The organism is Allomesorhizobium aridi (assembly GCF_043769475.1).
GTDB lineage: Bacteria > Pseudomonadota > Alphaproteobacteria > Rhizobiales > Rhizobiaceae > Allomesorhizobium.
This window is the reverse complement of the sequence record NZ_CP171729.1, coordinates 5,145,007-5,157,566: the sequence shown is the minus strand read 5'-3', so window position 1 is coordinate 5,157,566 and position 12,560 is coordinate 5,145,007. Positions and strand designations below refer to the sequence as shown.

Sequence of the window (12,560 nt, the reverse complement as noted above, 5' to 3'; positions counted from 1 at the left end):
AGCCGAGAGCCTCGTGCTGTCAATGACAGCATTGCAATCAAGCCAGCTGGACGGCAATCCACACCAGCGTCAGAGCAATCACCCATAGCGCTACACGGCCGGAGCGGGTATGACGCGCTTCGGCCTTGCCAATTGCGTTGGCGGTCGCCGGATCGAAGCGCAGTCCGTGCTCCGCCATCAGGTCGATCTCGCGCGACAGACGTTCGGTGCGGGCGGCGAGGTCCGGCGCCTGGCGAGCGAGCGTCAGAAGCGCGTTGGCGCCGTCGCGCGCATCCGCAAGCATCCCGCGCGGCCCGAGATTATCCTTGATCCAGTGGCTGACCACCGGCTCGGATGTCTTCCACATGTTGAAGGCCGGGTCGAGCGTGCGCGCAACGCCTTCCACCACGACCATGGTCTTTTGCAGCAGCACCAGTTCGGGCCGGGTCTGCATGTCGAATATTTCGGTGACCTCGAACAGCAGCGTCAAAAGCCTGGCCATGGAGATTGTTTCGGCAGGCTGGCCGTGGATAGGTTCTCCGATCGCCCGGATCGCCTGGGCGAAGCCTGCGACGTTGAAGTGGCGGGGCACATATCCCGCCTCGAAATGCACCTCGGCGACACGGAAGTAGTCGCGTGTGATAAATCCGTAGAGGATCTCGGCGAGGAAGCGCCGCTCTTTCTTGTCCAGACGGCCTGCAATGCCGAGATCGACCGCGACGATGGTGCCATCGTCCTCGACGAACAGGTTACCCGGATGCATGTCTGCATGGAAGAAGCCGTCGCGCAGCGTATGGCGCAGGAATGACTGAATGAGGTTCGCCGCAATGAGCTTCAGGTCGTGACCGGCCGCCCGCAAACCCTCGATATCGCTCATCTTGACGCCGTCGACCCACTCCAGGGTCAGGACGTCGCGGCCGGTGCGTTCCCAATCGACGGAAGGCACTCGAAAACCCGGGTCATTTTTCGTGTTTTCGCCAAGTTCGGACAGCGCCGCCGCCTCCAGCCGCAAATCCATCTCGATCTTGGTGGTTTCGGCAAGCGTCTGCGTGACCTCGACGGGCCGCAGGCGGCGGGTATAGGGGATGTAGCGCTCCTGCAGCCTAGCCGCGAGAAAGAAGCTTTCGAGATCGCGGAAGAAGGCCTTGCGCACGCCGGGCCGTATGACCTTAACGGCGACCTTCGACACGCTGTCGCTGTGGGCGACCTCGGCCCAGTGCACCTGCGCTATCGAGGCGGCGGCGACGGGATCGCCAAGGCGGACGTAGAGGTCGTCGATGGTCCGCCCGAGCGAGGCTTCGATCGCGACGATGGACTGCTCCTGCGGGAATGTCCGCATACGGTCCTGCAAAAGCGCAAGGTCGAGCGCGATGTCGTTGCCGACGACATCGGGCCTCGTCGCGAGAAACTGGCCGAGCTTGACATAGGACGGGCCGAGGCGCGCGACCGCCTGCGCCAGCCTCTCGGAGCGGCCGCGGCCGATGGCGCGCCTGCGCGTGAGCAGCCGCGCCACCCGCCAGCCAAACCTCGGCAGGCCATAGAGCTCGTCGCCCGGCAAAGCCGCGATCACGCCCTCGCGGGTCAATATCCAGCCTGCCCAGGCAAGCCGGAATGCTGCTCCGAGACTGCTCATGCGGATGCGCCCGTCAAAGCTTCGAGCCTGAATGCAGCGCTGCGATGCCGCCGGAATAATTGCGCCACGTCACGCGGTCGAAGCGCGCGCGGCCGATCATCGAAGCGAAATTGGCCTGGTTAGGGAATTTGCGGATCGATTCGACCAGGTAGGCGTAGGGTTCGCCGTCGCCGGCGACAATTTGGCCGATGCGCGGAATGGCGTTGAACGACCACGCTTCATAAACCCGGTCGAGCAGCGGCATCTCGACCTCGGAAAACTCCAGGCAGAGGAAGCGGCCGCCGGGCTTCAGCACGCGGAACGCTTCCGACAGGGCGACCTCGATACGCGGCACGTTGCGAATGCCGAAGGCGATCGTATAGGCGTCGAACGTCTCGTCGGCGAAAGGCAGTTCCTCGGCATTGGCTTCGACGAAGTCGGTGTTGGCTTCCAGCCCGCGCTTTGCGGCGCGCTCACGGCCGACCGCGAGCATCGAGCCGTTGATGTCCAGCACGGTCGCATGGGCATTGCCGTGCGAGGCGTCGATGATACGGAAAGCGATATCGCCGGTGCCGCCGGCGACGTCCAGCACCTTCCAGCCCGGCCGCTTCGGCGGATTGAGCCAGGACACCAGTGCGTCCTTCCACAGGCGGTGCAGGCCGCCCGACATCAGATCGTTCATCAAATCATAGCGGCCGGCGACGCGATGAAACACATCGTTGACCAGCGTCTGCTTGTCGCCGGCGCCGACATCCTTGAAACCATAGGAGGTTTCCATGCCGCCGGCGGCCGTTGTGCGCTGCTCTGACATTATTTTGATCCGCCATAAAATCGGCCGGACCATAGCCGATCGGAATACGGGGCGCTATTGTTTAAGCCGCGATGAACAGCCGCGCTTGGGACGTCAGATCACAGGGACGAACGAATGCCTTTGAAAGCCGAACTGCACTGCCACATCGAAGGTGCGGCAGCACCCGAACTCGTGATCAGGCAGGCGCAGAAATACGGCAAGGATGTCTCCCCCTACATCCAGGACGGGTCCTTCGTCTGGCATGATTTCACCAGCTTTCTGAAGGCTTACGACTTCGCCGCCGACCTGTTCCGCAGCGAGGACGACTATGCGCGGCTCTCTGAACACTACCTGACCAGCCTGGCGCGCGACGGCGCGATCTATTCGGAGGTCTTCACCTCGCCCGATCATGCGATGAAGGCCGGCCTGTCGCCACAGGCCTATACCGACGCGCTGGGCGAAGGCATGGCGCGGGCCAAGGCCAAGACCGGCATCGAAGGCCGCATGATCGTCACCGGAGTGCGGCATGTCGGCCTCGAATCGATTGAGGCCGCGGCACGTTTCGCCGCCAGATGCGGCCACCCGCTGGTGACTGGCTTCGGGGTCGCCGGCGACGAGCGCCATGGCGACATGGAAGACTATGTGCGCGCCTTCGAGATCGCGCGCGAAGCCGGGCTCGGCATCACTGTCCATGCCGGCGAATTCGGCGGATGGGAAAGCGTGCAGGCGGCGCTCGACCACATCCGCCCGTCGCGCATCGGCCACGGCGTGCGCGCCATTGAAAACCCGGATCTCGTCAAACGCATCGCCGCCGAAGGCGTAGTGCTCGAATGCTGCCCCGGATCAAACATCGCGCTGAAAGTGTTCGGCAGTTTCGGTGAGCACCCGTTTCCGGCGCTGCGGGACGCCGGCTGCAAGGTCACGCTCAATTCCGACGACCCGCCCTATTTCTGGACGACGCTGAAACACGAATACGACATTGCGGCGGAGCATTTCGGGATGAGCGACAAGGATCTTACGGCAGTGACGCGCACTGCGATCGAGGCAGCCTTCGTCGACAAGAAGACGAAAGCGCAGCTTCTTGCGCGGTTGAACGGCGGCCAGCGCTGACGCGCATCGACAAAACTGTGGTCGGGCCCGGACCGGGCGTTTCTTGCCGGCAGCGCAGTCTATAGTATCGCACGGCAGCCGGAACTCAGGAGAAAGCATTATGGGCGTTACCGTCGTCGACCACCCGCTTGTCCAGCACAAGCTCACCATCATGCGCGACAAGGAAACGTCGACCGCGAGCTTTCGCCGGCTGCTGCGCGAAATCTCGCTGCTGCTCGGCTACGAGGTGACACGCGACCTGGAGCTGACCACCAAGACCATCGAGACGCCGATCGAGACGATGGAGGCGCCGATACTGGAGGGCAAGAAGCTGGTCTTCGCCTCGGTGCTGCGCGCTGGCAACGGCCTGCTCGAAGGCCTGCTCGATTTGGTCCCGGCCGCACGCGTCGCCCATATCGGCCTCTACCGCGATCACGAAACGCTGGAAGCGATCGAGTATTTCTTCAAGGCGCCAAGCGATTTGGCCGACCGGCTGGTCATCGTCGTCGACCCTATGCTGGCCACCGCCAATTCGGCGATTGCGGCGATCGACAAGCTGAAGGGCCGCGGCGCGACCAATTTGCGCTATCTCTGCCTGCTCGCCGCGCCGGAAGGCATAGAGCGCTTCACCAAGGCGCATCCGGACGTTCCGGTCTATACCGCCGCCATCGATCGCCTGCTCAACGAAAAGGGCTATATCGTGCCGGGCCTGGGCGACGCCGGCGACCGGCTCTACGGGACGAAGTAGGGCGAGGGTGACGATAGTTGCACAAACGTTACCACATGTGATATGAGGATCGTCGAATACGTCGACCTTCGCAATCGAAGCCCGTTTGCGTCCTGGTTCGAGGAACTTGACGCGGCGGCCGCTGTCAAGATCACAGTTGCTCTGGTCCGTGTCGAGCAAGGCAACCTTTCCAATGTCAAAGGTGTTGGAGACGGCGTCTTGGAATACCGGATCGATTTCGGACCTGGATACCGCATCTATTTCGGCAGAGAGGGCGATGAACTGGTGATCTTGCTCGGGGGAGGAACCAAGCGGCGTCAGCAAGATGACATCGAGCGCGCCAAGGAAAATTGGCGAATTTACAAGGAACGAAGGAAAACACGCTGATATGCCCCTGACTCGCAGCTTCAAGGATACCATCAAGGCTCGAGCGGCGACGGATTCTGCATTCCGTTCAGCACTGTTGACCGAGGCAGTCGATCTCCTGCTGTCCGGTGATGTCGGGACCGGAAAGGCGGTGCTTCGCGATTACATCAATGCGACCGTCGGCTTCGAGGATCTCGCCGAAGAAGTTGGAACTCCCTCCAAGAGCCTGATGCGCATGTTCAGCGCCAAGGGAAATCCCCGGGCTGACAACTTGTTTTCCGTAATCAGCAGCCTTCAGCAACTGACTGGCGTGCACTTGGCCGTGCGGCCCGCTTCCCGTCAAACTACCCATTCCTGACAGGTGCCGGTAAAACCCAGTTCTGGAAAGCTTGATGCGTCATGTTAAAGGCGTGGTCATGTTCGCGAAGCAGAATGGTTTTTGAACCAGGGCGCGACGACCATGCTGCGGCAACTTATCATCCTCGGCGTCTGCGCCGGCACATCGGTGCTGATCCCCATTGCCTACCAGGCCAACCCGCAGGCGTTTCATGCTATGCTGCAACCGGGTGCCGATGACCGCGTGCCCAGCACCACGCCCATAGCCGCGGTCAAGACGGTAAGGCCGAAAGCACCTACCAAACCAGAAATGCTGACCGGCAGGAAGGTGCGGCTCGCGGCCGATGCGCGCGGGCACTTCCTGGCCGACTTCAAGCTCAATGGCCGCAGGGTCGAGGCGCTGGTCGATACCGGCGCGACCGCAGTGGCGATCAATGCCTCCACGGCCAGGCGCATCGGACTTTCCCTGAAAAGCTCCGATTTTCGGCATTCCGTCAACACAGCCAACGGCGAGACAAGGGCAGCAGCCGTGATGATCGACCGCATAGAGATCGGCCGCGTCCATGTCGAGAACATCGAAGCCGTGGTGCTCGACGACAAGGCGTTGTCGGGCACGCTCATCGGCATGAGCTTCCTCAAGCGGCTCGACCGGTTCGAGGTGGAAAACGGCGCTTTGCTGCTGGTGCAGTAGCTTGATTACATCCGCGCGCCGATGCGCCTGATCACCGCGTTCTGCAACGGCGGCTTCGTTTCGCCGAGCGTGTAAGCCGACTGGATCGCGGCTGCTGCCTCTCCCGCATCGGCTTCCGATCCGGCATGAACCAGCGCCAGCGCCTCGCCGGCTTTCACCTCCGCGCCCACCGGAAGCAGCCGGGTGATGCCGACCGAGTGGTCGACGCTGTCTTCCGGCCGGGTGCGGCCGCCCCCGAGCATGACGACGGCAAGGCCGATGTCGCGGGTCGCGATGCCGGCGACATAGCCGTCCTTCAAGGCCCTGACGGCGCGTTCGACCTTGGCCTTGGGCAGATAGTGCCGGCACTTTTCGACGAAATCCGCCGGGCCGCCGAGTTCGGCCACCATTCGCGAAAACACCTCTGCCGCCTTGCCGCTCCGCAGCGCCTGGCCGGCGCGCTCCATCCCCTCCCGGTTGGATCCCGCGATGCCGGCGGCCTGCAGCATCTCGGCGGCGAGCGCCAGGGTCACCCCCTCCAGCCGCGCGTCGCGGAACCGCCCGGTCAGGAAATCCACCGCGTTTTCGACCTCGACGGCGTTGCCGGCGGCCGAGGCCAGCGGCTCGTTCATGCCGGTGATCAGCGCCGATGTCTTCAGTCCTGCGCCGTTCGCAACCTCGACAAGGCTGGTGGCGAGCGCGGTTGCATCGCGCGATTTAGCCATGAAGGCCCCCTTGCCGAGCTTTACGTCGAGCACCAGCGACTGCAGCCCGGCGGCGAGTTTCTTCGACAGGATGGACGCCGTGATCAGCGGTACGGATTCCACCGTCGCGGTGACGTCGCGAATGGCGTAGAGCCGCTTGTCGGCGGGAGCGAGATCGGCGGTCTGGCCGATGATGGCGCAGCCGGCCGACAGCACCGTCTTGCGGAACAGCGCTATGTCCGGCTGGGTCTTGTAGCCGGGAATCGAATCCATCTTGTCCAGCGTGCCGCCGGTATGGCCGAGGCCGCGGCCGGAGATCATCGGCACGTATGCGCCGCAGGCGGCCACAATCGGCGCCAGCATCAGCGAGACATTGTCGCCGACGCCGCCGGTCGAATGCTTGTCGGTAACCGGACCGGGCAGGTCGGACCAGTCCAGCACCTCGCCGGAATCGCGCATCGCAAGCGTCAGCGCGACCGCTTCGTCACGGCTCATGCCGTTGAAGAATATGGCCATCGCCAGCGCCGCCGCCTGGCCCTCGGAAACTGCACCGGAGGTGACGCCGGCAATGAACCCGGCGATCTCCTCGGCGGAGAGCGGCTGGTCGTCGCGCTTGCGGCGGATGATTTCCTGAGGGAGCATTTTTTCTCCCTCAGTCCGACAACTCTGAAGATTGGCGCTCGACGTTGCGACCGAATGCGGCGTGGCCTTCCTTCATGGCGCTACCCATCCACCAGCCCCTCCGCGAACATGTGCTTCAGCACCGTCGCCAGCCGCGCACCGCCGATCGGCGCCATGTCCTTGGTTTCCTGATGCGACAGCTCAGCACCGGTCATGCCGGCGGCAAGATTGGTGATGACTGAGGCCGCCGCAACGCGCAGGCCGAGGAATCGGGCGAGGATGACCTCCGGCACGGTCGACATGCCTACGGCGGTCGCCCCCATCAAACGGGCCATGCGGATTTCGGCCGGCGTCTCGAAGGAAGGGCCCGAAAACCACATGTAGACGCCCTTGTGCAGCTTCGTCCCGGTCGCCAGCGCCGCCTTTTCGAAGGCTGCGCGCAGGCCCGAGTCGTAGGCCTCGGTGAGGCCGACAAAGCGGCGGTCGGTCGGCTCGCCGAACAGCGGGTTGGAGCCGGAGAAATTGATGTGGTCGGTGATCAGCATGACCGAGCCCGGCGGCATATCCGGATCGACGGAGCCGGCGGCATTGGTGAGGATGAGCTTGGTCACGCCTATGCCGGCGAGCGTCTCCAGCACCGGGCGCATGGCGGCGGCGTTGCCGTGCTCGTAATAATGCGCGCGGCCGGCCAGCATCAGCAACGGCGTTCCGGCGAAATTGCCGGCGACGACCTCGCCGGCATGGCCGGTGACGCCGCTCGCCGGAAAGCCGGGCAGCTCAGCATACGGGATGTGAACAGCGTTCTCGACCTCGCTGGCCAGCCCCCGAGGCCGGAGCCCAGCACCAATGCGACCGAGGGCATCAGCCCATCCAGCTTCTCGACCAGCCGACCGACAGCTTCCTTCATTTTTTGAGAATCCCGCCTTTGAAGCCGTAGGGAAGCAACTCGCCCATGGTCACCGTTCCAACCACGCCGGCATCGTCGCAGAGATAGACCTTGGCTTCCGCCGGCGCGAATTCGGCGAGGCGCTGGCGGCAGCCGCCGCAGGGCGTCACCTTGGCCATGCGCTCGGCGATGACCGCGATCTCGGCGATCTCGCCGCCGCCGCCCGTGACATAGTGGCCGAGCGCCGTCGTCTCGGCGCACCAGCCCTCCGGATAGGATGCGATCTCGACATTGCAGCCCGAAAAAATCCGTCCGTCGGTGGTGCGGATCGCCGCGCCAACCGGGAATTTCGAATAGGGCGCATGGGCGTTTTTCATGGCGGCTTTGGCCGCCAGGAAGAGATCATGAGACAAGCTATCTTTCCTTCACATAAGGCACGCCGCCGGCGCGCGGCGGGATCGCCTTACCGATGAAGCCGGCGAGCAGGATCACCGTCAGGATGAACGGCAGCGCATTGATGAGCTGCACCGGTACACGGCCGATGACCGGCCAGGGCAGTCCCTGGAAACGGATCGACGCCGCCTCGAGGAAGCCGAACAGCAGGCACGCGAACATGGCCGGCACCGGCTTCCACTTGGCGAAGATGAGCGCGGCCAGCGCGATAAAACCCTTTCCGGCGGTCATGTCCTTCACGAAGCCGGCATTCTGGGCGATCGACAGATAGGCGCCGGCCAGGCCGGACAAAACGCCGGTGAAGATGACGGCGCGGTAGCGTAGCCATGCCACCGAAATGCCCGCCGTATCGACGGCGGCCGGGTTTTCGCCGACGGCGCGGAGCCTCAAGCCGAAGCGGGTGCGAAACAGCACCCACCAGGTGAACGGCACCATCAGGAAGGCGACATAGACCAGCAGCGAGTGACCCGAGAGCAACTCGGAATAAAGCGCCCCGAGCACCGGCACGTCCCGCACCGCATCGGCGCCCGGCAGCGTGATCGCCCCGAAGCGAGCGTCCCCGGAAAGCGACGGCGTGCGCCCGCCCTGGCGGAACCAGGCCTGGCCGAGGATGATGGTTGAGCCGGCAGCGATGAAATTGATGGCGACGCCCGAGACGATCTGATTGCCGCGATGGGTGATCGAGGCAAAGCCGTGCACCAGCGCGAAGAACACGGAAGTGAGCACCGCCGCCGCAAGACCGATCCAGGCCGATCCCGAAACCGCCGCGGCCGAGGCTCCCGCGAAGGCGCCGGCGAGCATCTTGCCCTCGAGGCCAATGTCGAAGACGCCGGCCCGCTCCGAATAGAGCCCTGCCAGGCAGGCGAGCAGGAGCGGCACTGAGACGCGGATTGTCGCGTCGAATATCTGCAGCATTATCCCGACGAATTCCATGTCAGGCGCCCTCCCCCTTCGGCGCCGCGACCCCGACCGATCGCGGGCTGAACGAGGCGAATACCGCCTGGATGGGCGCACGGAACATGTGTTCCAGCGCTCCTGCGAACAGGATGACAAGGCCCTGGATGATGACGATCATGTCGCGCGAGATGTTGGGCATCTCGAACGCGAGTTCGGCGCCGCCCTGGTAGAGCACTCCGAACAGGACCGCCGCCGGCACTATGCCGGCCGGATGCGAACGCCCCATCAGCGCCACGGCGATGCCGACGAAGCCGGCGCCGGCGACGAAATCCAGCGCCACGCGATGTTGGTCACCCATAATCGGATTGAGCGCCATCATGCCGGCCAACCCGCCCGAGATCATCATGGCGATTATGATGATGCGGCTTTCCGAAATGCCGGCATAGCGCGCCGCCTTGGGGCTGAAGCCGAAGGTGCGCATCTCGTAGCCGAGCTTGGTGCGCCAGATCAGCACCCAGACCGCGAAGGCCATAAGCAGCGCCAGCAGGAAGGAGATGTTCAGCGGGGCGGAGCGCACTGCCAAGCCGAAAGATTCGAGCAGCCAGCCCATCTTCGGCAGTTGCGCGCCATCGAGGAAATCGCGCGTCTGCGGCGCCATCGAACCGGCCGGCTTCAACACGTCGACCAGCAGATAGACCATCGCGCTGGCCGCGATGAAATTGAACATGATGGTGGTGATGACGATGTGGGAGCCACGCTTGGCCTGCAGATAGGCCGGGATGAGCGCCCACAGCGCGCCGACCGCAGCCGCAGCAATGATCGCCAGCGGAAATGTCAGCCACCAGGGCAGGACGGCGTCGAAGGTGAGGCAGACCAGCGCAACGCCGAGGCCGGCAATGTAGGCCTGCCCCTCGCCGCCTATGTTGAACAGGCCGGAATGGAACGCCACCGCGACGGCCAGCCCCGTGAAGATGAAATTGGTGGCGTAGTAGAGCGTGTAGGCGATGTTCTGGCCGTTGCCAAAGGCGCCGTCGATCAGGATGACGGCGGCGCTCAGCGGATTTTCGCCGACGAGCAGCACGACGACGCCGGCAACGAGGAACGCGACCAGCAGATTGACTATGGGGATCAGCCCGTAATCGGCCCAGCCCGGGAGTTTTGCGTAAGGCGCGCTCATGGCAGGGCCTCGATGACCGATCTTGCGTCAGAAATTTTCGCATACTCCTTATCGAGGATGGCCAGCGTCAGTGCGTGCACATCCTCGGCCGGCCAATGCCTGCCGCGCAGGTCGGTGCGGTCGATGCTCGCCACCGCGTCTTCCGGGATGACCACCTCGAAGCCGAGATTGCCGGCCATGCGGGCGGTCGCCTCGACTGAATTTTCAAGCAGCACGCCGGTGAGAACCAACTGGCTGACCTGCAATTCGTCGAGCAGATCCATCAGGTCGGTGCCGATGAAGGCGCTGTTGGTGCGCTTGTCGACCACGGGCTCGCCCGGCTGCGGCGCGACCTCGGCCTTGAATTCGTTGCCGGGCGTGCCCGGCCGGTAGGGCGAGGCTGCATCGGTCGAATCGTGGCGAATGTGGACGATCGGCAGGCGCCGCTCGCGCCAGGCCGACAGCAGTTCGCCGATGGTCTGTTCCATCTCCGGCTGGCCGCGCCGGCCCCATTTGGGATCGTCGATCGCGTTCTGCACATCGATGACGAGAAGCGCGGGCGTCGTCATTCGGCGGCCTCCTGGCGCTCGACGCCGGCCATCAGCAGGCCAAGCTCGCCTTCGGTCGCGTCTTCGCCGCGCTCGCCGACGACCCGGCCGGCAAACATCACCAGGATGCGGTCCGACAGTGAGCGTATCTCGTCCAGCTCGACCGAGATCAGCAGCACGGCCTTGCCCTGGTCGCGCATGGCGATCAGGCGCTTGTGGATGAATTCGATGGCGCCGACATCGACGCCGCGCGTTGGCTGGCCGACGATCAGCACGCCGGGATCCTGTTCCATCTCGCGCGCGAGCACGATCTTCTGCTGGTTGCCGCCGGAGAAATTGGCGGTCTTCAGCCGCGCATTGCCGGGCCGGATGTCGTATTTCGCGATCTTTTCCTCGGCGTCCTTCTGGATCGCCTCGATGTTAAGAAACGGCCCTTTGAGATATTGCGGCTTGTCGTGATAGCCGAGGATCGAATTCTCGTTCTCCTCGAAGGCCAGAACCAGCCCGACATGATGGCGGTCCTCCGGCACGTGTGCGAGGCCGCGGTCGCGCAATTCGCCGGGATCGGCAACGCCGGTCACGTCGATCGTCTCGCCGTCCAGTTCGACGCTGCCCGAGATAGCCCGGCGGATGCCGGAAATTGCCTCGATCAGCTCCGACTGGCCGTTGCCGGCGACGCCCGCAATGCCGACGATCTCGCCGGCGCGCACGTCGAAGGAGACGTTGTCGACCATGGTGACGCCGCGGGAGTCCTTCACAGTCAGGTTTTTCACCTGAAGCTTGACTGCGCCCGGCTTCGCCTCGCCCTTTTCGACCCTGAGCAGCACGCGACGCCCGACCATCAATTCGGCCAGTTCGCCGACGGTGGTTCTGGCGGTCTCGCGGGTCGCGACCATCGCGCCCTGCCGCATCACCGAAACATTGTCGGTGATGGCCATGATCTCACGCAGTTTGTGGGTGATGAGGACGATCGTCTTGCCCTCGTCCTTCAGCTTCTGGAGGATGCGAAACAGGTGATCGGCCTCCGGCGGCGTCAAGACGCCGGTCGGCTCGTCGAGGATGAGAATATCGGCGCTGCGGTAGAGCGCTTTGAGGATTTCGACGCGCTGCTGCAGGCCGACCGGCAATTCCTCGATCAGCGCATCCGGATCGACTTCGAGGCCGTATTCCTTTTCCAGCCGCACCAGTTCGGATCTCGCCTTGGAAATGCTGGTTTTCAGCAGCGCTTCTCCCTCGGCGCCCAGAATGATGTTTTCGATGACTGAAAAATTTTCGACCAGCATGAAATGCTGATGCACCATGCCTATGCCGGCGGCAATCGCGTCGTTCGGCGTCTTGATCACCGCGGGCTTGCCGCCGACCCGTATTTCGCCGCTGTCGGCCTGGTAGAAACCATACAGGATCGACATCAGCGTCGACTTGCCGGCGCCGTTTTCGCCGACGATGCCGTGAATGGTTCCGCGCTGGATTTCGAGATTGATGTCCCGGTTGGCACGCACGGCGCCGAAGCTCTTGTTGATGCCGACAAGCTCGATTGCGGCCTCCGCCATGCGACGTCCCACCTCTTGTTGTTTTTTATCGCTTGGTCAAAAACTAGCATGCCGGCTTTGCGGTGCCAATCGGCATGCGGATCAGGATCACTCTCGGCAAATCCCGGTGCGATTGTCAATTTCCCAAGACCGGCCGAGCACTATAATCAATCTCCTATCCAGCGATTTGCGGCCTT

At 63.7% G+C, this 12,560-nt stretch carries 13 protein-coding genes and 1 pseudogene; 5 read left to right on the top strand and 9 right to left on the bottom strand.

All coding sequences use genetic code 11. The annotated features are described in order from the left end of the window. Positions 1–37 precede the first annotated feature (37 nt). Both ubiB and ubiE read right to left on the bottom strand, forming a co-directional pair. Complete coding sequence (gene ubiB, locus ACG873_RS27500; protein ID WP_394888896.1) at positions 38–1,612, bottom strand: 2-polyprenylphenol 6-hydroxylase; 1,575 nt, start codon at positions 1,610–1,612, stop codon at positions 38–40. Positions 1,613–1,625: 13 nt separating this feature from the next. Then, positions 1,626–2,402: a bifunctional demethylmenaquinone methyltransferase/2-methoxy-6-polyprenyl-1,4-benzoquinol methylase UbiE gene (gene ubiE / locus ACG873_RS27495; protein WP_394888895.1), complete on the bottom strand. Its 777-nt coding sequence runs from the start codon at positions 2,400–2,402 to the stop codon at positions 1,626–1,628. Positions 2,403–2,516: 114 nt separating this feature from the next. On the opposite strand from ubiE, the gene ACG873_RS27490 reads away from it, so the two are divergent. The 5 genes from ACG873_RS27490 to ACG873_RS27470 all read left to right on the top strand — a co-directional run bounded on the left by ACG873_RS27490 (position 2,517) and on the right by ACG873_RS27470 (position 5,590). After that, complete coding sequence (locus ACG873_RS27490) at positions 2,517–3,491, top strand: adenosine deaminase (protein ID WP_394888893.1); 975 nt, start codon at positions 2,517–2,519, stop codon at positions 3,489–3,491. A 100-nt stretch (positions 3,492–3,591) separates the two neighbouring features. After that, positions 3,592–4,218: a uracil phosphoribosyltransferase gene (gene upp / locus ACG873_RS27485; RefSeq protein WP_394888891.1), complete on the top strand. Its 627-nt coding sequence runs from the start codon at positions 3,592–3,594 to the stop codon at positions 4,216–4,218. A gap of 42 nt (positions 4,219–4,260) precedes the next feature. Beyond that, positions 4,261–4,584, top strand: a complete 324-nt coding sequence (locus ACG873_RS27480; protein WP_394888890.1) for a type II toxin-antitoxin system RelE/ParE family toxin — start codon at positions 4,261–4,263, stop codon at positions 4,582–4,584. 1 nt (position 4,585) lies between these two features. Continuing rightward, positions 4,586–4,921: a DNA-binding protein gene (locus ACG873_RS27475; protein WP_394888889.1), complete on the top strand. Its 336-nt coding sequence runs from the start codon at positions 4,586–4,588 to the stop codon at positions 4,919–4,921. 102 nt (positions 4,922–5,023) lie between these two features. After that, positions 5,024–5,590: a TIGR02281 family clan AA aspartic protease gene (locus ACG873_RS27470; RefSeq protein ID WP_394888888.1), complete on the top strand. Its 567-nt coding sequence runs from the start codon at positions 5,024–5,026 to the stop codon at positions 5,588–5,590. A 5-nt stretch (positions 5,591–5,595) separates the two neighbouring features. On the opposite strand, the gene deoA is transcribed toward ACG873_RS27470, so the two are convergent. From deoA to ACG873_RS27435, 7 genes and pseudogenes are all read right to left on the bottom strand, one after another. Continuing rightward, on the bottom strand, positions 5,596–6,915 hold the full coding sequence (deoA, locus tag ACG873_RS27465; RefSeq protein ID WP_394888887.1) for a thymidine phosphorylase: 1,320 nt from the start codon (positions 6,913–6,915) through the stop codon (positions 5,596–5,598). Between the two features lie 80 nt (positions 6,916–6,995). Next, positions 6,996–7,801 (bottom strand): annotated as a pseudogene (locus ACG873_RS27460) (purine-nucleoside phosphorylase). Beyond that, positions 7,798–8,193: a cytidine deaminase gene (gene cdd / locus ACG873_RS27455; RefSeq protein ID WP_394888886.1), complete on the bottom strand. Its 396-nt coding sequence runs from the start codon at positions 8,191–8,193 to the stop codon at positions 7,798–7,800. The pseudogene ACG873_RS27460 and the gene cdd overlap by 4 nt, the downstream one beginning before the upstream one ends. Before the next feature lies 1 nt (position 8,194). Then, positions 8,195–9,166 carry an ABC transporter permease gene (locus tag ACG873_RS27450; protein WP_394888885.1) on the bottom strand — a complete coding sequence of 324 codons (972 nt, stop codon included), beginning with the start codon at positions 9,164–9,166 and terminating at the stop codon, positions 8,195–8,197. Between the two features lies 1 nt (position 9,167). Continuing rightward, on the bottom strand, positions 9,168–10,307 hold the full coding sequence (locus tag ACG873_RS27445; RefSeq protein WP_394888884.1) for an ABC transporter permease: 1,140 nt from the start codon (positions 10,305–10,307) through the stop codon (positions 9,168–9,170). Beyond that, positions 10,304–10,855 carry a cysteine hydrolase family protein gene (locus ACG873_RS27440; protein WP_394888883.1) on the bottom strand — a complete coding sequence of 184 codons (552 nt, stop codon included), beginning with the start codon at positions 10,853–10,855 and terminating at the stop codon, positions 10,304–10,306. The genes ACG873_RS27445 and ACG873_RS27440 overlap by 4 nt, the downstream gene beginning before the upstream one ends. Then, positions 10,852–12,384, bottom strand: a complete 1,533-nt coding sequence (locus tag ACG873_RS27435; protein WP_394888882.1) for an ABC transporter ATP-binding protein — start codon at positions 12,382–12,384, stop codon at positions 10,852–10,854. The genes ACG873_RS27440 and ACG873_RS27435 overlap by 4 nt, the downstream gene beginning before the upstream one ends. Positions 12,385–12,560 lie beyond the last annotated feature (176 nt).

Excerpts from the sequence above, each read along its gene's own strand:
- ubiB (WP_394888896.1), bottom strand. The coding sequence starts at position 1,612 with ATGAGCAGTCTCGGAGCAGCATTCCGGCTTGCCTGGGCAGGCTGGATA.
- ubiE (WP_394888895.1), bottom strand. The coding sequence starts at position 2,402 with ATGTCAGAGCAGCGCACAACGGCCGCCGGCGGCATGGAAACCTCCTAT.
- ACG873_RS27490 (WP_394888893.1), top strand. The coding sequence starts at position 2,517 with ATGCCTTTGAAAGCCGAACTGCACTGCCACATCGAAGGTGCGGCAGCA.
- upp (WP_394888891.1), top strand. The coding sequence starts at position 3,592 with ATGGGCGTTACCGTCGTCGACCACCCGCTTGTCCAGCACAAGCTCACC.
- ACG873_RS27480 (WP_394888890.1), top strand. The coding sequence starts at position 4,261 with ATGAGGATCGTCGAATACGTCGACCTTCGCAATCGAAGCCCGTTTGCG.
- ACG873_RS27475 (WP_394888889.1), top strand. The coding sequence starts at position 4,586 with ATGCCCCTGACTCGCAGCTTCAAGGATACCATCAAGGCTCGAGCGGCG.
- ACG873_RS27470 (WP_394888888.1), top strand. The coding sequence starts at position 5,024 with ATGCTGCGGCAACTTATCATCCTCGGCGTCTGCGCCGGCACATCGGTG.
- deoA (WP_394888887.1), bottom strand. The coding sequence starts at position 6,915 with ATGCTCCCTCAGGAAATCATCCGCCGCAAGCGCGACGACCAGCCGCTC.
- ACG873_RS27450 (WP_394888885.1), bottom strand. The coding sequence starts at position 9,166 with ATGGAATTCGTCGGGATAATGCTGCAGATATTCGACGCGACAATCCGC.
- ACG873_RS27445 (WP_394888884.1), bottom strand. The coding sequence starts at position 10,307 with ATGAGCGCGCCTTACGCAAAACTCCCGGGCTGGGCCGATTACGGGCTG.
- ACG873_RS27440 (WP_394888883.1), bottom strand. The coding sequence starts at position 10,855 with ATGACGACGCCCGCGCTTCTCGTCATCGATGTGCAGAACGCGATCGAC.
- ACG873_RS27435 (WP_394888882.1), bottom strand. The coding sequence starts at position 12,384 with ATGGCGGAGGCCGCAATCGAGCTTGTCGGCATCAACAAGAGCTTCGGC.